This is a genomic window from Caulobacter sp. (assembly GCF_039596335.1).
Classification (GTDB): domain Bacteria; phylum Pseudomonadota; class Alphaproteobacteria; order Caulobacterales; family Caulobacteraceae; genus Caulobacter.
The window spans coordinates 521,518-539,098 of record NZ_JBCNJZ010000001.1 but is presented as its reverse complement, the minus strand read 5'-3'; the positions used below and the strand labels follow the sequence as shown (position 1 = coordinate 539,098).

The window sequence follows — 17,581 nt, the reverse complement described above, 5'->3', positions numbered from 1 at the left end:
TCAGCGACACGGGCCGTCCCTACGGCCCAGTTCGAGTATTTGTATCGAGGGGATAATCGATGCGCGCCTTCCGCACCACCACGCTGTTGACCGCCAGCCTTCTGGCCCTTGTCGCCGCCGCGCCCGCCATGGCGGCAGACGAGCCACAGGCCGGCTCCAACACCGGCGCCGCCACGCTGGGCGAGCTGGTCATCACCGCCCAGAAGCGCGCCCAGGACCCGGTCGACGTGCCGATCTCGGTCACCGCCTATTCGGGCGAGTTCTTGGAAGCCATCGGCGTCAAGGCGTTCGACGAGCTGTCGGCCTTCACCCCCGGCTTCCTGGTCCAGAACCAGTCGAACAACAATTCCGGCTTCGTGATGCGCGGCATCACCTCGGACTCGGGTTCGGCCACCGATGAGACCCGCGTCTCGATCTATCAGGACGGCGTGCCGATCTCGCGCTCGCGCGGTTCGTATGTCGAGCTGTTCGACATGGAGCGCGTCGAAGTCGCCAAGGGTCCGCAGTCGACGCTGTTCGGCCGCGGCGCCCTGATCGGCGCCGTGAACCTGGTGCAAAACAAGGCTGACCCGGTCAGCAATGACTGGATGATGAAGGCCGAGATCGGCACCCGCGGCTACACGGTTGGCGAAGGCATGGTGAACTTCGCCATGAGCGACACCAGCGCCCTGCGCCTGGCCGTCCGCGTTCGCCAGAACGACGGCTACGTCAAGGACGCCGCCGGCGGCGATCCCTACAACTCGACCGACACCCAGGCCTTCCGCGCCGCCTATCACGTCGAGCTGGGCGAACGCTTCAAGCTGGACCTGATCGGCAACTATCAGGAAGACAGCACCACCGGCACCTCGTTCAAGAGCCACACCTTCAACCCGACCAACCCGGTCACCGGTCAGGTGCTGGGCGACACCGGCGTGTCGTCGGGCGCAACCCTGTCGGCCGGCGCCGGCTTCGAGGGCGGCCAGCCCCTGGGCCTGGAGCGCAAGGTCTACGGCGTCACCGCCCTGGCCGAGTTCAAGCTCAGCGACAGCCTGACCCTGTCGTCGATCACCGCCGGTCGCCGCTTCCACTCGGTGGAAGTGTTCGATCCGGACGGCACGAGCCTGCCGATCCTGACCTTCGCCGAAGACGCGCAAGGCCGTCAGCAGAGCCAGGAACTGCGCCTGAACTACGACAACGGCGGCCGCTTTACCGGCTTCGTCGGCGCCAACTACTTCCACGAGACCGGTTCGTGGCGCATCCCGGGCCAGTTCGACGAGCGCCTGGTCCTGGCCCTGCTGGCCGGCACGTCGCCGCTGGGCATCAGCCGTCCGAACCCGCAGCCGCTGGCCTTCCTGACCAACCCGGCCTACCTGGCCCAAGTGCTGAACCTGGGCTTCGGCGTCCCCGCCGCCCTGGCGCCAGGCCTGGCCGCCAACCTCAAGCCGGTGCACCGCGAGACCTTCGCCAACTACAGCGAGAACACCGCCTACGACGTCTATGCCGACGGCACGTTCAAGCTGACCGACAAGTTCGAGATCACGGCCGGCATCCGCTACACCAGCGAAGAGCGCTGGGCGGGTTACAGCTCGCGCGTCGACAACGGCCGCTCGATCCTGGGCCTGCTGCTGGCCGCCCCGACCGCGACCAACATCTTCCTGGCCTCGCAGCCGAACGCGGTGAACAACCCGGCCCTGCCGTCGGTGGGCCTGATCGCCCAGCCGACGACCGGCAACGGCCAGACCTTCGGTCGTGAGATCAAGGACAACGGCCTGACCTGGCGCCTGGTCGGCCGCTACGCCGCCGCCGAGAACCTGTCGTTCTACGCCTCCTACGCCCGCGGCCGTCGTCCGGACGTGATCTCGGCCAGCGGCCCGGCCGTCCCGCTGGGCGCGGCGCGTCTGAACGTCGTCGACGCCGAAACGGTCGACAGCTACGAAGCCGGCGCCAAGGGCAAGCTGTTCGATGGGCGCCTGTTCCTGTCGGGCGCCGTGTTCCGCTACGACTACGACAACTTCGCCACCAGCTTCCGCCAGGGCGCCCAGGTCGTGACGCTGAACGCCGGCAAGGCCAAGGCCTACGGCTTCGAAGGCGAGGCCCGCCTGCAGGCCGGCGAGTACTGGACCCTGTTCTCGACCTACGCCTACAACCACGCCCGCCTCAGCACCGGCCTGCGCGACGGCAACAGCTTCCGCCTGTCGCCCGACCACGCCTTCTCGGTCGGCGCCGCGTTCAGCCGCGAAGCCCTGGGCGGCAAGCTCACCTTCACCCCGACCTACACCTGGCGCTCGAAGATGTTCTTCGACGACGACAACGACCGCTCGGACCTGCAGTCGTCGGGCCTGTTCCCCGACACCAAGGTCGACGAGTTCCAGAACGGCTACGGCCTGGCCAACGTCCGCATCGGCTTCGGCGCGGTCGATGATCGCTGGCGCATCGAGGCGTTTGTCGAGAACCTCGGCAACGTCAGCTACCTGAAGGATGCGGGCAACACCGGCGACAGCTTCGGCATCCCGACCTTCATCGCCGGCAAGCCGCGCTTCATGGGCATCGGCTTCACGCTCCGCCGGTAGCCTTAGAGACTGTCATCCCGGCCAAGCGCGCAGCGCGCCGAGCCGGGACCACAGGGAGCGCCTAGCTTTCTGCGGTCCCGGCTCTCCGTTTCGCTGCGGCCGGGATGACAATTATTTCCCGGTCGCCTCTTCCTCGTGGCCGGTGATCGACCCTTCCTTGAACAGGTACTCCCGCAGCTGCTCGTCGGTCTCCGGATCGCTGCGGCGCAGCCATTCCAGCACCATGGCCGCGTGCTCCAACTCCTCGCGGGCGTTGTGCAGCAGGATCTTCTTCAGTTCGGGGTCGTCGCAGTCGTCCGCACGCTGACGATACCAGTCGACGGCCTCCATCTCCTCGATCAACGAGGTGATGGCGTAGTGCTGATTCAGTGTGCGCTTGCTCAGCTTTTCGCGGGGAACGTGCAGATCTTCGCTCGACATCTCGGCTCCTGGAAGCGTCATCTTCCTGTTGTGTCGAAGCGCTAACGCACAGGACGCCGAAGCGGCGCCATGCACGGGGAAACGAATGATGGCCATTGATCGACGTAAGCTGCTCGGCCTGCTGGGCCTGACCACCGTCGCCGCCGGCGAAGCGGCCGCGCAGACGGTCGGCGAGTACAAGGGCCCGGTGGCCTTCGAGCATGGCGTGGCCAGCGGCGATCCGAGCGCGACGTCCGCGATCTTCTGGACCCGCGTAACCCCGAAGACGGCCACGACCGGCGACATCGACGTCATGCTGGAAGTCGCCGCCGACCCCGATTTCAAGACCCTGGTGCGCACCAGCAAGGGCCTGCGCGCCCGGGCCAGCCGCGACTGGACGGTCAAGCACGACCTGGACGGCCAGGGCCTTAAGCCCGCGACCGAGTACTGGTACCGTTTCAAGTCGGGCGGCGTGGTCTCGCCCGTTGGCCGCACCCGCACCCTGCCCCAGGGCAAGACCAAGGACGTCGTCCTGGCGGTGGCGTCGTGCGCCCTTTATCCGAACGGCTACTTCAACGCCTATGACGCCATCGCCAAGCTGCCGCGCGTCGACGCGGTGCTGCACCTGGGCGACTACATCTACGAATACGGCGGCGCGGCCGACGACTACGGCATGAGCTCGCCGACCTCGAAGGCGCGCGCGCCCCAGCCGGCGACCGAGATCCTGTCGCTGGACGACTATCGCCGTCGTCACGCCCAGTACAAGTCCGACCCCCGCCTGCAGGCCGCCCACGCGCGCGCGCCGTGGATCGTGGTCTGGGACGACCACGAGACCGCCAATGACAGCTGGGTTGGCGGGGCCGAGAACCACGATCCCAAGACCGAAGGCGACTGGGCGGTGCGCAAGGCCGCGGCGCTGAAGGCCTATTACGAGTGGATGCCCATCCGCGAGGCGCACGGCAGCCTGCCGGAAGCCGCCTGGCGCGACTTCCAGTTCGGCGACGTGGCCAGCCTGCTGATGGTCGAGACCCGCCTGTCGGGCCGCACCCAGGAGCTGACCTACGAAGCCGACCTGAAGATCGTGGACGGCAAGCCCGACGTCGCAGGCTTCGTGGCCAAGTGGAAATCGCCCGAGCAGCGGATGATGGGCCAGGACCAGCAGAAGTGGCTGGCCAGCCAGGTCGGCGCCTCGGTCAAGAACAACACCGCCTGGCAGGTGCTGGGCAACCAGGTGGTCATGGCCCGCGTCGCCGCGCCCAACCTGAAGACCACCATGGGCGAGGCTAATTTCAACACCCTGCTGGGCAAGTTGAACGACTACGCCCGCAAGGCCGTGCTGCAGTCGGTCGCCATCTCGGCTTATGACGTCCCGTCGAACCTCGACTCCTGGGACGGCTATCCGGCCGACCGCCAGCGGGTCTACGACATCTTCACCGCCGCCAAGGCCCGTCCGATCGTGCTGGCCGGCGACAGCCACATGTTCTGGGCCAACGAGCTGTGGGACGACGCGGGCAAGACCCGCGTGGCGGCCGAGTTCGGCGCGACCTCGATCACCTCGCCCGGTTATGGCGACGCCCTGCCGGGCGTGCCGGTCGCCGAGGCGATCATCCAGCGCAACAAGGAAGTGAAATACGCCCACGCCAGCGCCAAGGGCTTCTTGCTGCTGACCCTGGAGCACGGCAAGGCCACCGGTGAGATGATGGCCGTCTCGACGATCTACGAGCCGACCTACACCACCAGCGTGCTGAAACGCTTCGAGGTGACCCCGGCGGCGGACGGCGGCGTCGAGGCGCTGAAGGAGGTCTAGCTCAGCGGCGCTCCAGCGCCAGGCGCAGGCCGAACGCCACGAAGACGCAACCGGTCACGCGGTCCAGCCACTGGACCACGACCGGCACGCGCAGGAGGCCGGCGATCGGGACGGTGGCGGCGATCAGGGCGGCGAACCAGGCCAGGCCCAGCACCACGTGGATCGCCGCCAGCAACAGGCCAAAGCGGGCGGGATCCACGCCCGCCGGCATGAACTGGGGCAGGAACGAGACGTAGAAGATCCCGACCTTGGGATTGAGCAGGTTGGTCAGCAGGCCCCGGCGCAGCGCCGCGATGGGGCCGGCGTCGATGGCCTTCATCTCGCCGGGCTCGAACTGGTCGCGGGGCTTCAGGATCATGCGGATCCCGGTCCAGGTCAGGAACAGGGCGCCGGTCCACTTCAGGACGGTGTAGGCCATCTCCGAGGCGGTCAGCAGCGCCCCGACCCCGAAAGCGGCGGCCGCGCCCCAGATGAAACAGCCCAGGCCGATGCCGATCGCCGCCCCGGCCGCCCGGCGCGGACCCTCGGCCGCCGCGGTGCGGATCACCAGGGCGGTGTCCAGGCCCGGCGTCAGGGTCAGCAGGCCGGCGGCCAGGGTGAAGGCGATCAGGGCCTCAGGTGTGGTCATGGCCGCAGTCTCCCGGTGGCGGCAGCTCCCGCTCGACCAGCTTGCCGTCTTCCCAGACGCGATAGAAGCACGAGCGGAACCCGACGTGGCAGGCGCCGCCGTCGCCGCGCGGGCGCACCTTCAGCAGCACGGCGTCCTGGTCGCAGTCGACCCGCAGCTCGGCCACGTCCTGCAGCTGGCCGCTGGTGTCGCCCTTCTTCCAGAGTGCGTTGCGTGAGCGGCTGAAATAGTGGGCGATCTTGGTCTCGACCGTCAGCTTCAGGGCCTGGTCGTTCATCCAGGCCAGCATCAGGATCTCGCCGGTGTCGGCGTGCTGGGCGATCGCCACGATCAGGCCGTCGGCATTGAAGCGCGGGGCCAGGGCGCTGCCGCGCTCCAGGTCGTGCTTGTCGTGGATTTCGGGGAACAGGGCGGTGCTCATGGGCCACATATGGCGCAGGAGGGGGTGTTTGCGCTAGGTTCCGCGCACTCTTGCGGGGAAGAGATGAACCTTAAAGATCGCATCAAGGCGGCCGTCGCGGCGCTGGATGTCTGGGCCCGGCCTTGGGCGCGTCGATCGCGCTGGAACGGCTATGCCTACGAGTTCCTGCTGTTCGGGCTGAAACAGGCCTGGGCCTGCCTGTTCGGCGGGCTGATGCTGGCGCTGCTGGTCGGCACGCATCTGTTCTGGCCGGCGGGCGCGCCGCTGGCGCGTTACGACTTCCTGGTCATCGCCGCCGTCGCCATCCAGGCCACGCTGCTGGCGCTGAAGCTGGAGCGCTGGGACGAGGCCCTGGTGATCTTCATCTTCCACGTGGTCGGGACGGTCATGGAGCTGTTCAAGACCGCCCATGGCTCGTGGATCTATCCCGAGGACAACCTGCTGCGCATCGGCGGCGTGCCGCTGTTCACCGGCTTCATGTACGCCTGCGTCGGCAGCTACATCGCGCGTGTCTGGCGACTGTTCGACTTCAGCTTCATCCGCTACCCGCCGTTCTGGAGCGCCCACATCCTGGCGGTCCTGACCTACGTCAACTTCTTCAGCCACCACTACATGCCGGACATGCGGCTGGGCCTGTTCGCCCTGTCGGCGGTGCTGTTCGGGCGCAGCTGGGTGGTGTTCACGCCGGACGTCACGCCACGCCGGATGCCGCTGATCATGGGCTTCACCCTGGTGTCGCTGTTCATCTGGTTCGCCGAGAACCTGGGCACCTTCGCCGGGGCCTGGATCTATCCCAGCCAGACGGCGGGCTGGCACATGGTGCCGTTCGAGAAGATGGGCGCCTGGTATCTGCTGATGCTGATCAGCTTCGTGCTGGTGACGCTGGTGCACCGCCCGGTCGATGCGTGCGTGGCGCGGCTGCGCGAGGGGATCTGGCGAGCGGCCTAGAGTTTACTCGCCCCCACCTGACCGCTTCGCGGTCGTCCGCCCCCGAAGGGGGCAGACGGTGATCCGTCTTCCCCCTCTGGGGGAGGAGCGCGAAGCGCGGAGGGGGCCAGAAGCTGATCCTACTTCTTCACCAAATCCATGAACCGCTGCTGCAGGACCTTGTCGGTCTTGAACACGCCGCGGAACTGGGTGGTGATCGTCGAGACGTCGTGGTGCTTCACGCCGCGCGTCGACATGCACTGGTGCTCGGCGTCGATCAGCACGGCGACGCCGGCGGCCGAGAGGTGGTCCTCGATGGCGTCGGCGATCTGCATGGTCATGGTCTCCTGGGTCTGGAGACGCTTGGCGTAGATCTCGACCAGGCGGGCCAGCTTCGACAGGCCCACGACCTTGCCGGTCGGCATGTACGCGACCCAGGCCTTGCCCAGGAACGGCGCCATGTGGTGTTCGCAGTGGCTCTGCACATCGATGCCGCGCAGCATGACCATGTCGTCATAGCCCTGCACGTCCTCGAAGGTGCGGCTCAGTTCCTTGGCTGGATCGCCGTGATAGCCGGCGAACCACTCGCCATAGGCCTCGACGACGCGCTCGGGCGTGTCCAGCAGGCCTTCGCGATCCGGATTGTCGCCGGCCCAGGCCAGCAGGGTCCGGACAGCGGCCATGGCCTCGTCCTTGGTGGGGCGCTGGGCGGGTTCAAGATCAAGAGCAGCGTTGTCTTCAGCGCCGATCAGGGTTCGCTCGCGGGTCAGTGCGTCCATGTGATGAGGGGGTCTTTCCACGGGCTGAGTTGCGCCGGAACGCCCATCGCCCCGGAATTACGCGTGCCACCCGTTTCTCATACGGTCGGCCGAGCGAATTAGACGCATCGCGACGTGGCCCTGACCGTATCTGGAAGCTATATGGGGCCGTGCTCCATCCGGAGCAACCACTACCCTACGTCAGGTTGCCGCGACCCAATGACCCTGAAGCTCCACGACACCATGGCGCGCGAGAAGCGCGACTTCGTCCCCGCCGACCGCAATCGCGTGACGATGTATGTCTGCGGACCCACGGTCTACAACTACGCCCACATCGGCAATTTCCGCCCCGTGGTGGCGTTCGACGTCCTGTATCGCGTGCTGCGCCACCTCTACGGCGAGGACGCGGTGGTCTATGCCCGCAACGTCACGGACGTGGACGACAAGATCAACAAGAAGGCCGCTGACGAAGGCGTCGACATCAAGGTCATCACTGACCGCTACCTGGCCGCCTATCATGAGGACGCCGACGCGCTGGGCGCGCTGCGTCCCAATCTGGAGCCCAAGGCCACCGACCACATCGGCGCGATCGTCGAGATGATCGGCAAGCTGGTCGAGAACGGCAGCGCCTACGCCGCCGAGGGCCACGTGCTGTTCGACACCCAGAGCTTCGCCGATTACGGCCAGCTGTCGGGTCGCGACCTGGACGAGATGATCGCCGGCGCCCGCGTTGAGGTCGCGCCCTACAAGCGCCACCCAGCCGATTTCGTGCTGTGGAAGCCGTCGAAGGAGAATGAGCCCGAGTGGCAAAGCCCCTGGGGCGCGGGCCGTCCGGGCTGGCACATCGAGTGCTCGGCCATGATCGACAAGACCCTGGGTCAGACCATCGACATCCACGCCGGCGGCATCGACCTGACCTTCCCGCACCACGAGAACGAAGTGGCCCAGAGCCGCTGCGCCCATGATGCGCCGGTGCTGGCCAACTACTGGCTGCACAACGGCTTCCTCGACATGGGCGGGGAGAAGATGTCCAAGAGCCTGGGTAACGTCATCATCCCGCACGAGCTCTTGAAGACGGTGCCGGGCGAGGTGATCCGCTGGGCGCTGCTGTCGGCCCATTACCGCCAGCCGCTGGACTGGACGCCAGAACTGATCGAGCAGAGCAAGAAGTCGCTGGACCGCCTGTACGGCGCCCTGCGCCGCGCCAAGGACGTGCCGATGGACCAGGCGATGGAGGCTCCGGAAGACACGATCGCGGCCCTGATGGACGACCTCAACACGCCGCTGGCGACCTCGACCCTGTTCGAGGTGTCGAGCCTGATCGAGAAGGCCGTCACTGCTGGCGACACCGCCGCCATCGCCGCCAACAAGGCCCGGCTGATCGAGGCCGGCGCCCTGCTGGGCTTCCTGCAGGCCGATCCCGATAGCTGGTTCGAAGGCGACGCCTCCGATGAGCTGAAGGCCCAGGTCGAGGATCTGCTGGCCCGCCGCGTCGCGGCGCGCGCCGCCAAGGACTGGACCGCCGCCGACGCCATCCGCGGCGAACTCGACGCCCTGGGCGTGGTGGTCATGGACGGTCCGGCCGGCGCCACCTGGCGCATGAAGGACTAAGCCGCATGACCTTCGAACAGCAGGTCGTCCTGGTCTCCGGCGCCGGCCGGGGCCTGGGGGCGGCGATCGCCCGGGCCTTCGTCGAGAACGGCGCCCAGGTGGTGGTCAATTACCGCCGCAGCGAGGAGAAGGCGAAAGCGCTCGTCGAGGACCTGGGCCAGCGCGCCGTCGCCATCCAGGCCGACGTCGCCGACCCGATCCAGGCCCGCCGCCTGGTCAATGCGGCGGCCGAGCACTTCGGCCACCACATCACGACGGTGATCAACAACGCCATCGGCGACTTCAGCTTCAACGGCGACGCCCGCGAGAAAATCCAGACGATCGGCTGGGACGACTTCGCGGGCCAGATCGACGTGGCCCTGCGCGGCGCGCTGAACCTGATCCAGGCCGCCGCGCCCGCGATGGAAGCCGCCGGCTATGGCCGCATCGTCAATGTCGGCACCAACCTGTTCCAGAACCCGGTGGTGCCCTATCACGACTACACCGCCGCCAAGGCCGCGCTGCTGTCGCTGACCCGCACGGCCGCCGCGGACCTTGGTCCGTCTGGGATCACCGTAAACATGGTCTCGGGCGGACTGCTGCGCACGACCGACGCCAGCGCCGCCACGCCCGACGCCATCTTCGACCTGATCGCCCAGAGCACACCCCTGCGCCAGGTCACCACCCCGGCGCAATTCGCCGACGCCGTCCTGTTCTTCGCCTCACCCTGGAGCCGGGCGGTGACGGGCCAGAATCTGGTGGTGGATGGCGGGCTGGTGAGGGACTAGAGACCCGTTCCACCTTTCCAATCCCCAAAACTCGCTCATCCCCGCGCAGGCGGGGACCCAAGCCGAGCTAACAGTTCAGGGTCTCATAGAGATCGGCCCAAGTCGGGTTCAGCGTTTCGATCAGTTCGATCTTCCACGCCCGGTTCCACTTCTTGATCTGTCGTTCTCGGGCGAAGGCGCCTTCACGCGTGTCTCCCATTTCGTACCAGACGAGCCGATCCACGCCGTATTTTGTGGTGAAGCCCCCACGCACCTTCTGCTTGTGCTCCCAGATACGCCTGGTCAGATCATCCGTGTGACCGCAGTAGAGCGTGCCGTACGGCCTGCTCGCCAGAATGTAGACTGCGAAGATCATGGTGAGAACGTATGGCGAACGTTATTCGCTGGCAATCTCGGCTTGGGTCCCCGCTTGCGCGGGGATGAGCGGATTTGGGGGAAGGCGTTGAGCCGGAGTTGGAGGTGGTGCTAAGTCCCAGCCATGCAACGCGCCGTCGAACACCGTATCGGGGTCCAGGCTCCCGCTGAGATCGTCTGGGAGATCGTCTCGGACTTCGAGACCTGGCACCAGTGGAACCCGCTGTACAAGAAGGCCGAGGGGCAGCTGAAGATCGGCACGGCCTTGAGCCTGGAGCAGCACCTGCCTGGCGAGACCCCGATCGTCATCGCGCCGATTGTCCAGGACTGGGTGCCGTACGAACAGCTGCACTGGCGGTCCAAGCGCCTGGGCGGGTTCGTCACCGCGATCCGCTATCTCGAGATCGAGAACATGGGGCCGACCAGCTCGACCTTCTCGAACGGCGAGCTGTTCATGGGGCTGTTGCTGCGCTTCGTCAGCCGCGACGACCGCCGCAAGCTGAAAGCGGCCTTCACGCAGATGGGCGAGGCCGTGCGCGACCGCGCCGAAGCGCTCTGGATCGAGCGCCAGAGCACCCCATCTTAAGGACGCTCCTTTCTCAAGGTTTGGGATGATCGACGATCTCTACAGCGCCAAGATCCTGACGCTCGTGGCCAATATGCCGCGCGCCGGACGCTTGGCCGCGCCGGACGCCAGCGCCGAGAAGACGGCCAAGCTGTGCGGCAGCACGATCGTGGTCGACGTGATGCTTGACGCCGACGGCAAGGTCGCCGACTTCGCCCAGGACGTTTCGGCCTGCGCCTTGGGCCAGGCCGCCGCCGCTGTTCTGGGCGCCAACGTCATTGGCGCAGGTCTTTCCGACATCGAGTTGGCGCGCGACTCGCTTGCCGCTATGCTGAAGTCGAACGGTTCGCACCCTGTGGGCCGGTTTGCGGAGCTCGCCGTGCTGGAGCCGGTCAAGGACTATCCCGCTCGTCACGCCTCGACGCTTCTGGCGTTCGAGGCGACGGTCGAGGCTGTCCAGAAGGCCACAGCCGCGCCCCAAACACGAACTAGCACCGCCGGCGCGGCTTGATCCTGCCCCCTCCGGGGTGGTGTAACCGCACTGCAACAAACAGTCGCGCGCCGGCATGACTCTCTACGAACGCACCGTCGACCTGGGCCTGCGGGCCTACAAGACGACGCTCTCGCCTCTCATCGGGCGTCAGTGCCGCTTCGCGCCGAGCTGTTCGGAGTACGCGGCGGCCGCCCTCAAGGATCATGGCCCGCTCAAGGGTTCCTGGTTGGCTTTACACCGGATTTGCCGCTGCAATCCGTTTGGGGGTTCGGGCTATGACCCGCCGCCGCCGCGAAGCCAGCCACGCAAGTGGATATGTGAAGAATGATCGATCTGGTTTTCCCCGACGGCTCGGCGCGTCAGTACCCCGATGGCTCGACGGGACGCGACGTCGCCGCCGCCATCTCCAAGTCGCTGGAAAAGAAGGCGCTGCTGATCAAGCTGGACGGCCAGGTGCTGGACCTGGACCGCGCCCTGACGCCTGACCTGCTGACCGGCGAGCGCAAGTTCGAGATCCTGACGCGCGAGGCGCCCGAGGCGCTCGACACCATCCGCCACGACACGGCCCACGTGCTGGCCGAGGCGGTGCAGGAGCTGTTCCCCGGCACCCAGGTGACGATCGGTCCGAACGTCGAGGACGGCTTCTATTACGACTTCGCGCGCGACGAGCCGTTCAGCCTGGACGATCTGGAAAAGATCGAAAAGCGCATGAAGGAGATCGTCGATCGCGACGAGAAGATCACGCGCGAGGTCTGGGACCGCGACGAAGCCATCGCCCACTTCGACGGCATCGGCGAGCAGTACAAGGCCCAGATCATCCGTGACCTGCCGGGCACGGACACCATCACGGTCTACCGCCAGGGCAACTGGAAGGACCTGTGCCGCGGGCCGCACCTGCCGTCGACCAAGCATGTCGGCAAGGCCTTCAAGCTGACCAAGCTGGCCGGCGCCTACTGGCGCGGCGACCAGAACAACGCCCAGCTGCAGCGTATCTACGGCACCAGCTGGGCCTCGGAAGCCGACCTGGAAGCGCACCTGAAGCGCATCGAGGAAGCCGAGAAGCGCGATCACCGCAAGCTGGGTCGCAGCATGGACCTCTTCCACATCCAGGAAGAGGGCAAGGGCATGGTGTTCTGGCACGCCAAGGGCTGGGCCCTGTACCGCGTGCTGGAAGACTACATGCGCCGTCGCCTGGACGCGGCCGGCTACAAGGAAGTGAAGACCCCCCAGATCCTGGATCGCAGCCTGTGGGAGAAGTCGGGCCACGCCGAGAAGTTCGGCCACGCCATGTTCATGTGCGAGAGCGCCGAGGGCGAGATCCTGGCGGTCAAGCCGATGAACTGCCCGGGTCACATCCAGATCTTCAATGTCGGCCAGAAGAGCTATCGCGAGCTGCCGCTGCGCATGGCCGAGTTCGGCGCCTGCCACCGCTACGAGCCGTCGGGCGCCATGCACGGCATCATGCGGGTGCGCGCCTTCACCCAGGACGACGCCCACATCTTCTGCCGCGAAGAGCAGGTGACGGAAGAAAGCGCCCGCTTCATCGAGCTGCTGCGCAGTGTCTATGATGACCTGGGCATGCAGCTGGCCGACACCAAGTTCTCGACGCGTCCGGAGCTGCGGGCCGGTACCGACGAGGTCTGGGACAAGGCCGAGGCCGCCCTGTCGGCCGCCGCCGAGTCGGCCGGCGAGACGCTGGTGCTGCAGGAAGGCGAGGGCGCGTTTTACGGCCCGAAGCTGGAGTTCTCGCTGAAGGACGCCATCGGCCGGGTCTGGCAGTGCGGCACGCTGCAGCTTGATTTCGTTCTCCCGGAACGTTTGGACGCCGAATACGTTGCGGAAGATGGTTCCAAGAAGCGTCCCGTGATGCTTCACCGAGCCATCTTGGGGTCCTTCGAGCGTTTCATCGGCATTCTGTTGGAAAACTTCGCGGGCGCTCTGCCCGTGTGGCTGGCGCCGACCCAGGTGGTCGTGGCCACCATCACCTCCGACGCCGACGATTATGCCCGCCAGGTCGTCGAGAAGTTGACCAAACTGGGTATGCGCGCGGAGCTTGATCTGCGTAATGAGAAGATCAACTACAAGATTCGCGAGCACAGCCTCGCCAAGGTGCCTGTGATCGCGGTGATCGGACGTAAGGAAGCTGAAACGGGGCATCTGGCCCTGCGTCGCCTGGGCGGCGAAGGCCAGAGCATTCTGTCCCTGGAAGACGCTCTGCGCGTGCTGGCCGACGACGCCACCCCGCCGGACGTCAAGCGCGCCCGCGCCGAGGCCCAAGCGGAGGCGGCGACCGCCTGATGAACAGCATTCTCCCGTCCATGACGACCTTCACCGCCGGCGCTCGTCCGGCGCGCCCGAACGTGTCCGTGGTCATGGTCGTCTATTGGACGGGGGAAGCGCTGGCCGAGAGCATCCGGCATGTCTTGGCCGAGGCGCTGGTCGATGAGTTCGTCATCGTCGACAACGGCTCCTCGCCCGAGGACGCCGACATGCTGCGCTCGCTGGCCCTGACCGAGCCGCGCGTGGTGCTGCGCCAGGGGCATGGCAATGTGGGCTTCGCCCGCGGCGCCAACCTGGGCGCCATCACGGCCGGCGGCGAGCACATCGTCTTCCTCAATCCCGACGCCAACCTGCAGCCCGGCTGCGTGGCGGCCCTGGTCACGGCTTTCAAGGGCCAGCCGACCCCGACCATCGTCGGCGCGCGGGTGATGAACGTCGACGGCAGCGAGCAGCGCGGCGGCCGGCGCGGCGAGGTGACCCCGGTCACCACCGTGCTGAGCTTCGGCCAGCTGACCCGCCGCTATCCCAAGCTGGCCGGCTTCGAGATCCACCGCGAGAACGAGCCGCTGCCGGCCGGTCCCGCGCCGATGCCGACCATCTCCGGCGCCTGCTTCGCCATGCGCCGCGACGACTTCGACGCCCTGCAAGGCTTTGACGAAGGCTATTTCCTGCACGTCGAAGACATCGACCTGTGCTGGCGCGCGCGCCGGGCCGGCGGCCAGGTGCTGTTCCAGCCGCAGGCCGAGGTCATCCACCTGGGTCACACCAGCCTGGAACACCCGATGAAGGTAGAGTTCCACAAGGGCGTGGGCCTGACCCGCTATTTCATCAAGCGCGCCGACAGCCTGCAGCTGTTCGCCGCCGCCGTGCTGCTGGCCCCGGCCATCGTGCTGATGTCGATCTCGCGCCCGCTGCTGTGGAAGCTGACCGGGCGGCCGATCTAGGCGCTACATCGGCGCAATCGACTCGAACCTCATTCCATCCGGACCCTCGATAGAGGTCGGGGCCTTCAGGCCGCGCGGCGGGAGCATCGCGCGATAGCGTTCGTACACTGCGGCGGCTCGACCCGGCTTCGTCGCAAGGCAGAGATCGTACTCGCCTTCCTTGCCCCACGGCTTGCTCTCGCTGCCGGCCACGTCGCGGTCGGTCTTCACGGCGGCCGTCACGCGGGTCGAGACGTCCTGGTCGATGCCCATGCCGTAGCTGCCGAACTTGATCGTCACGTCGCACCGGCCCACCACCGGCTGTTCGATCGGCGCCGCCGCGCAGGCGGTGAGGGCGAGGGGCAGCAGCAGGACGGGCAGGCGGATCATGCGGGGAAGCCTCCGGCGCGGGCCAGGGACGAGGCGGGGGTCTTGCCCAGGCGTTCGCTGATCTCACGGCCGATCGCGATCAGGGCCGCAAGGTCGTAACCGGTCTCGAAGCCGGCCCGTTCCAGCATGTAGACCAGATCCTCGGTGCCGATATTGCCGGTGGCGGCCGGCGCGAACGGACAGCCGCCCAGGCCGCCGACCGAGGCGTCCAGCACGTCGATCCCGGCCTCGACACTGGCATAGGCGTTGGCGAGGCCCGTGTTGCGGGTGTCGTGGAAGTGCATGCGCAGCTTGGTGTCCGGCGCGGCGGCCTTGGCGGCGGCGATGCGCTGGCGGACGGTCCAGGGATCGGCGACGCCGATGGTGTCGGCGATGGCGATCTCGGCCACGTTCAGGGCGGCGGCTTCGCGGACGATGGCCACGACCTGGTCTTCCGACACCTCGCCGTCGAACGGGCAGCCGAAGGCCACCGAGATCGTCGCGGTGATCGGCGGTCCGCCTTCCACGGCGCGGCGCTCGGCGATGGCGGCCAGCGCATCCAGTTGCTGGCTGACGGTTGCGCCCTGGTTCTTCACCCCGAAGCCGTCCGAGGCGCAGACCACGACATTGGCCTCGTCGCAGCCGGTCGAGATGCAGCGATCCCAGCCGCGCATATTCAGCACCAGGCCGATGCGCGAGCGCATGGGGTCCTGGGGCAGGGCGGCCATGATGTCCTCGGCCCCGGCCATCTGCGGCACGCGGGCCGGATTGACGAATGACACGACCTCGGTGCGTCGGGCGCCGGCGGCCTCCAGCTTGCGGATCAGGTCAAGCTTCTCATCGACCGACAGCAGGGCCTTCTCGTTCTGCAGGCCGTCGCGCGGACCGACCTCGACGATCTCGATGAAGCGGCTCATCGGGTGACCTCTTCTTCAACAGCCTCTTCGGGCGGCAGGGCGCGGGGCTCGCCGCGATAGATGGTCAGCTTTTCCTGATCGCCGTCGGAATAGTTCAGGCCCTCGACGGTGGCGACTGGACGCGGGGTCAGGCCCAGGGCGGCCAGGGCGTCGCGGAACGGCTTGTCCTCGCGCGCCTCGACCACGGCGGGGCGGCCCTCGGCGATCGCGTCGGCGGCGCCTTCGCCGGTGGTCAGCTCGGTGGCGGTGCCCAGCTGGAAGATCAGGCTGGGCTCGGCATAGCCGGTGACCGCCACGGGGCCGGCGGCGCCCGAGCGCGGCGATAGGCGGGCCTGGTCCAGGGCCTGGGTGATGTCCTTGGACAGGAACAGCGGCTGCAGGCGCGGGATCAGGCCGGCGGTCAGGGCAATGTGGGCTGCGATGCCCAGGGCGCCGGCCGTGACCAGGGCGCGGACCGAGCCCTTCTTCAACAGCAGGACGGCGCCGGTGATCCCAGCGGCCAGGGCCAGCAGAGCGGCCAGGGCGGTCCAGACCAGATCGCCGTTGGTCCCGAACGTCACCTGGCCATAGACGGCGACGGCGGCCAGCAGGGCGCCGATGAAGACCGACAGGCCCGCGCCGATCCAGCGCACGCGCGGGCCTAACGGCTCACGCACGGTCGCAGCCATCAGCATGGCCAAGCCGCCGTAGCCGGGCAGGGCGTAGTGCACCAGCTTGGTCGGCAGGATCTCGAACATCAGCCAGGTCGGGATCAGCCAGCACAGGGCGAAACGCACGCCCGGCTCGTCGCGCTTGATCCAGCCCAGCACCAAGGCGGCCGGCAGCAATAGGGTGGCGGGGAAGGTCAGCAGCGGCGCCAGCAGGGCGTGATAGCCGAACGGACCCGAGTGGCCCTCTTGGCCGCCGGCCAGCTTGGGGGCCAGGTCCGCCCCGACCGCTGCGCCCCAGAAGGCGCCGTCGGTGGCCACAGTGATCATCATCGCCCAGGGCAGCACGATGGCGGCGAACAGGATCAGGCCCCAGGTCCAGCCCAGGTCCTTCATCCAGCGCGCCTTGCGGTCCCAGATGGCCAGGGCGACCAGAGCGAAGATCGCCACCAGCATGCCCACGGGCCCCTTGATCAGCGCCGCCAGGGCCATGCCGATCCAGAAGGCCAGCTTGGTCCACTTGCCGGCCATCTCGCCCTTCAGCTGGGCGGCGTAGACCCGCGCCAGGGCCGCCATGGCCAGGGTGGTCGTGCCGCACAGCATGGCGTCGGTCTTGGCGATCAGGCCCTCGGTCGACAGCAGGAAGGTCGCGCCCAGGATCGAACCGGCGATCAGGCCGGTGCGCGGGTCGAACAGCGCCGCTGCGCCCCAGGCCAGGGCCGCGGCCGCCAGCATCGCCCCCAGCAGCGAGGGCAGGCGATAGGCCCAGATCCGGCGGTCTTCCTCGTCGGAGAACGCCTTGACGCTCACCGCCTGCATCCAGTGGATGCCGACCGGCTTCTTGAACCGCGGCTGATCCTGGAACTTGATGACGACGTAGTCGCCGGTTTCCAGCATCTGCGAGGTGGCCTGGGCGAAGCGGGACTCGTCGCGGTCCAGCGGCGGCATGGCGATCAGGCCGGGCAGGCTGGCGATCAGCGCCACCAGCGCGGCGAACAGGGGGCCGCGCCACCCACGGCTCCAGTCATCCAGGCGAGATTCAAGCGTCATAGGATGAGCTTTAGCACGATCCTTTCGTCAGAGCGCGATAGCCGAAAGTGGAGGCCGGTTTCGGCGGTAATCGCGCTCTAAGTTATTGAAGCAAATCCTGTTTATCCTTTTCAAAA

At 67.3% G+C, this 17,581-nt stretch carries 18 protein-coding genes; 10 read left to right on the top strand and 8 right to left on the bottom strand.

Features of this window, described 5'->3' with window-relative positions; genetic code table 11:
• Positions 1–59: 59 nt before the first annotated feature.
• On the top strand, positions 60–2,549 hold the full coding sequence (locus ABDW31_RS02690; RefSeq protein WP_184716260.1) for a TonB-dependent receptor: 2,490 nt from the start codon (positions 60–62) through the stop codon (positions 2,547–2,549).
• 111 nt (positions 2,550–2,660) lie between these two features.
• Here ABDW31_RS02690 and ABDW31_RS02685 read toward each other — a convergent pair whose 3' ends face one another.
• The gene (locus tag ABDW31_RS02685; protein WP_184716263.1) at positions 2,661–2,969 is read right to left on the bottom strand and encodes a ferritin family protein; all 309 of its coding nucleotides are present in this window, start codon (positions 2,967–2,969) and stop codon (positions 2,661–2,663) included.
• An 88-nt stretch (positions 2,970–3,057) separates the two neighbouring features.
• Between ABDW31_RS02685 and ABDW31_RS02680 the strand changes: the two genes are divergently transcribed.
• Positions 3,058–4,755 carry an alkaline phosphatase D family protein gene (locus ABDW31_RS02680; protein WP_184716265.1) on the top strand — a complete coding sequence of 566 codons (1,698 nt, stop codon included), beginning with the start codon at positions 3,058–3,060 and terminating at the stop codon, positions 4,753–4,755.
• Position 4,756: 1 nt separating this feature from the next.
• Here the strand turns inward: ABDW31_RS02680 and ABDW31_RS02675 are convergent, their stop codons facing one another.
• Positions 4,757–5,383 carry a LysE family translocator gene (locus ABDW31_RS02675; protein WP_184716267.1) on the bottom strand — a complete coding sequence of 209 codons (627 nt, stop codon included), beginning with the start codon at positions 5,381–5,383 and terminating at the stop codon, positions 4,757–4,759.
• Positions 5,370–5,804 carry a phosphoribosyl-AMP cyclohydrolase gene (hisI, locus tag ABDW31_RS02670; RefSeq protein ID WP_184716269.1) on the bottom strand — a complete coding sequence of 145 codons (435 nt, stop codon included), beginning with the start codon at positions 5,802–5,804 and terminating at the stop codon, positions 5,370–5,372. The genes ABDW31_RS02675 and hisI overlap by 14 nt, the downstream gene beginning before the upstream one ends.
• Positions 5,805–5,867: 63 nt before the next feature.
• On the opposite strand from hisI, the gene ABDW31_RS02665 reads away from it, so the two are divergent.
• The gene (locus ABDW31_RS02665) at positions 5,868–6,752 is read left to right on the top strand and encodes a DUF817 domain-containing protein (protein ID WP_184716271.1); all 885 of its coding nucleotides are present in this window, start codon (positions 5,868–5,870) and stop codon (positions 6,750–6,752) included.
• Positions 6,753–6,871: 119 nt separating this feature from the next.
• Here the strand turns inward: ABDW31_RS02665 and folE are convergent, their stop codons facing one another.
• Positions 6,872–7,510, bottom strand: coding sequence for a GTP cyclohydrolase I FolE (folE, locus tag ABDW31_RS02660; protein WP_184716273.1), 639 nt, complete (start codon positions 7,508–7,510; stop codon positions 6,872–6,874).
• 198 nt (positions 7,511–7,708) lie between these two features.
• Between folE and cysS the strand changes: the two genes are divergently transcribed.
• Positions 7,709–9,100, top strand: coding sequence for a cysteine--tRNA ligase (cysS, locus tag ABDW31_RS02655; protein WP_343698259.1), 1,392 nt, complete (start codon positions 7,709–7,711; stop codon positions 9,098–9,100).
• Between the two features lie 5 nt (positions 9,101–9,105).
• A complete protein-coding gene (locus ABDW31_RS02650; protein WP_184716277.1) occupies positions 9,106–9,867 on the top strand; it encodes a 3-oxoacyl-ACP reductase in 762 nt (253 codons plus the stop codon).
• A gap of 67 nt (positions 9,868–9,934) precedes the next feature.
• On the opposite strand, the gene ABDW31_RS02645 is transcribed toward ABDW31_RS02650, so the two are convergent.
• Positions 9,935–10,222, bottom strand: coding sequence for a GIY-YIG nuclease family protein (locus tag ABDW31_RS02645; RefSeq protein ID WP_184716279.1), 288 nt, complete (start codon positions 10,220–10,222; stop codon positions 9,935–9,937).
• A 123-nt stretch (positions 10,223–10,345) separates the two neighbouring features.
• Between ABDW31_RS02645 and ABDW31_RS02640 the strand changes: the two genes are divergently transcribed.
• Genes ABDW31_RS02640 through ABDW31_RS02620 form a run of 5 tightly spaced genes read left to right on the top strand, consistent with a single transcriptional unit; the run spans position 10,346 to position 14,503 of the window.
• Complete coding sequence (locus ABDW31_RS02640; protein WP_184716281.1) at positions 10,346–10,807, top strand: SRPBCC domain-containing protein; 462 nt, start codon at positions 10,346–10,348, stop codon at positions 10,805–10,807.
• Between the two features lie 25 nt (positions 10,808–10,832).
• Complete coding sequence (locus ABDW31_RS02635) at positions 10,833–11,297, top strand: iron-sulfur cluster assembly scaffold protein (RefSeq protein ID WP_184716284.1); 465 nt, start codon at positions 10,833–10,835, stop codon at positions 11,295–11,297.
• Between the two features lie 55 nt (positions 11,298–11,352).
• Positions 11,353–11,607, top strand: coding sequence for a membrane protein insertion efficiency factor YidD (yidD, locus tag ABDW31_RS02630; RefSeq protein WP_184716286.1), 255 nt, complete (start codon positions 11,353–11,355; stop codon positions 11,605–11,607).
• A complete protein-coding gene (thrS, locus tag ABDW31_RS02625) occupies positions 11,604–13,577 on the top strand; it encodes a threonine--tRNA ligase (RefSeq protein ID WP_184716288.1) in 1,974 nt (657 codons plus the stop codon). Before yidD ends, thrS begins: the two co-directional genes overlap by 4 nt.
• Complete coding sequence (locus ABDW31_RS02620) at positions 13,577–14,503, top strand: glycosyltransferase family 2 protein (RefSeq protein ID WP_184716290.1); 927 nt, start codon at positions 13,577–13,579, stop codon at positions 14,501–14,503. Before thrS ends, ABDW31_RS02620 begins: the two co-directional genes overlap by 1 nt.
• 3 nt (positions 14,504–14,506) lie before the next feature.
• Here ABDW31_RS02620 and ABDW31_RS02615 read toward each other — a convergent pair whose 3' ends face one another.
• From ABDW31_RS02615 to ABDW31_RS02605, 3 genes are read right to left on the bottom strand one after another with little or no spacing between them, the layout of a single operon-like run.
• Complete coding sequence (locus ABDW31_RS02615; protein ID WP_184716292.1) at positions 14,507–14,872, bottom strand: hypothetical protein; 366 nt, start codon at positions 14,870–14,872, stop codon at positions 14,507–14,509.
• Positions 14,869–15,768, bottom strand: coding sequence for a hydroxymethylglutaryl-CoA lyase (locus ABDW31_RS02610; protein WP_184716294.1), 900 nt, complete (start codon positions 15,766–15,768; stop codon positions 14,869–14,871). Before ABDW31_RS02610 ends, ABDW31_RS02615 begins: the two co-directional genes overlap by 4 nt.
• Positions 15,765–17,465 (bottom strand): glycosyltransferase family 39 protein, encoded by a 1,701-nt coding sequence (locus ABDW31_RS02605; protein WP_184716296.1) that lies wholly within the window; start codon positions 17,463–17,465, stop codon positions 15,765–15,767. Before ABDW31_RS02605 ends, ABDW31_RS02610 begins: the two co-directional genes overlap by 4 nt.
• Positions 17,466–17,581 lie beyond the last annotated feature (116 nt).

What these genes read in the sequence shown, in the direction of transcription:
- ABDW31_RS02690 (WP_184716260.1), top strand. Translation starts at nt 60, where the DNA reads ATGCGCGCCTTCCGCACCACCACGCTGTTGACCGCCAGCCTTCTGGCC.
- ABDW31_RS02685 (WP_184716263.1), bottom strand. Translation starts at nt 2,969, where the DNA reads ATGTCGAGCGAAGATCTGCACGTTCCCCGCGAAAAGCTGAGCAAGCGC.
- ABDW31_RS02680 (WP_184716265.1), top strand. Translation starts at nt 3,058, where the DNA reads ATGGCCATTGATCGACGTAAGCTGCTCGGCCTGCTGGGCCTGACCACC.
- ABDW31_RS02675 (WP_184716267.1), bottom strand. Translation starts at nt 5,383, where the DNA reads ATGACCACACCTGAGGCCCTGATCGCCTTCACCCTGGCCGCCGGCCTG.
- hisI (WP_184716269.1), bottom strand. Translation starts at nt 5,804, where the DNA reads ATGAGCACCGCCCTGTTCCCCGAAATCCACGACAAGCACGACCTGGAG.
- ABDW31_RS02665 (WP_184716271.1), top strand. Translation starts at nt 5,868, where the DNA reads ATGAACCTTAAAGATCGCATCAAGGCGGCCGTCGCGGCGCTGGATGTC.
- folE (WP_184716273.1), bottom strand. Translation starts at nt 7,510, where the DNA reads ATGGACGCACTGACCCGCGAGCGAACCCTGATCGGCGCTGAAGACAAC.
- cysS (WP_343698259.1), top strand. Translation starts at nt 7,709, where the DNA reads ATGACCCTGAAGCTCCACGACACCATGGCGCGCGAGAAGCGCGACTTC.
- ABDW31_RS02650 (WP_184716277.1), top strand. Translation starts at nt 9,106, where the DNA reads ATGACCTTCGAACAGCAGGTCGTCCTGGTCTCCGGCGCCGGCCGGGGC.
- ABDW31_RS02645 (WP_184716279.1), bottom strand. Translation starts at nt 10,222, where the DNA reads ATGATCTTCGCAGTCTACATTCTGGCGAGCAGGCCGTACGGCACGCTC.
- ABDW31_RS02640 (WP_184716281.1), top strand. Translation starts at nt 10,346, where the DNA reads ATGCAACGCGCCGTCGAACACCGTATCGGGGTCCAGGCTCCCGCTGAG.
- ABDW31_RS02635 (WP_184716284.1), top strand. Translation starts at nt 10,833, where the DNA reads ATGATCGACGATCTCTACAGCGCCAAGATCCTGACGCTCGTGGCCAAT.
- yidD (WP_184716286.1), top strand. Translation starts at nt 11,353, where the DNA reads ATGACTCTCTACGAACGCACCGTCGACCTGGGCCTGCGGGCCTACAAG.
- thrS (WP_184716288.1), top strand. Translation starts at nt 11,604, where the DNA reads ATGATCGATCTGGTTTTCCCCGACGGCTCGGCGCGTCAGTACCCCGAT.
- ABDW31_RS02620 (WP_184716290.1), top strand. Translation starts at nt 13,577, where the DNA reads ATGAACAGCATTCTCCCGTCCATGACGACCTTCACCGCCGGCGCTCGT.
- ABDW31_RS02615 (WP_184716292.1), bottom strand. Translation starts at nt 14,872, where the DNA reads ATGATCCGCCTGCCCGTCCTGCTGCTGCCCCTCGCCCTCACCGCCTGC.
- ABDW31_RS02610 (WP_184716294.1), bottom strand. Translation starts at nt 15,768, where the DNA reads ATGAGCCGCTTCATCGAGATCGTCGAGGTCGGTCCGCGCGACGGCCTG.
- ABDW31_RS02605 (WP_184716296.1), bottom strand. Translation starts at nt 17,465, where the DNA reads ATGACGCTTGAATCTCGCCTGGATGACTGGAGCCGTGGGTGGCGCGGC.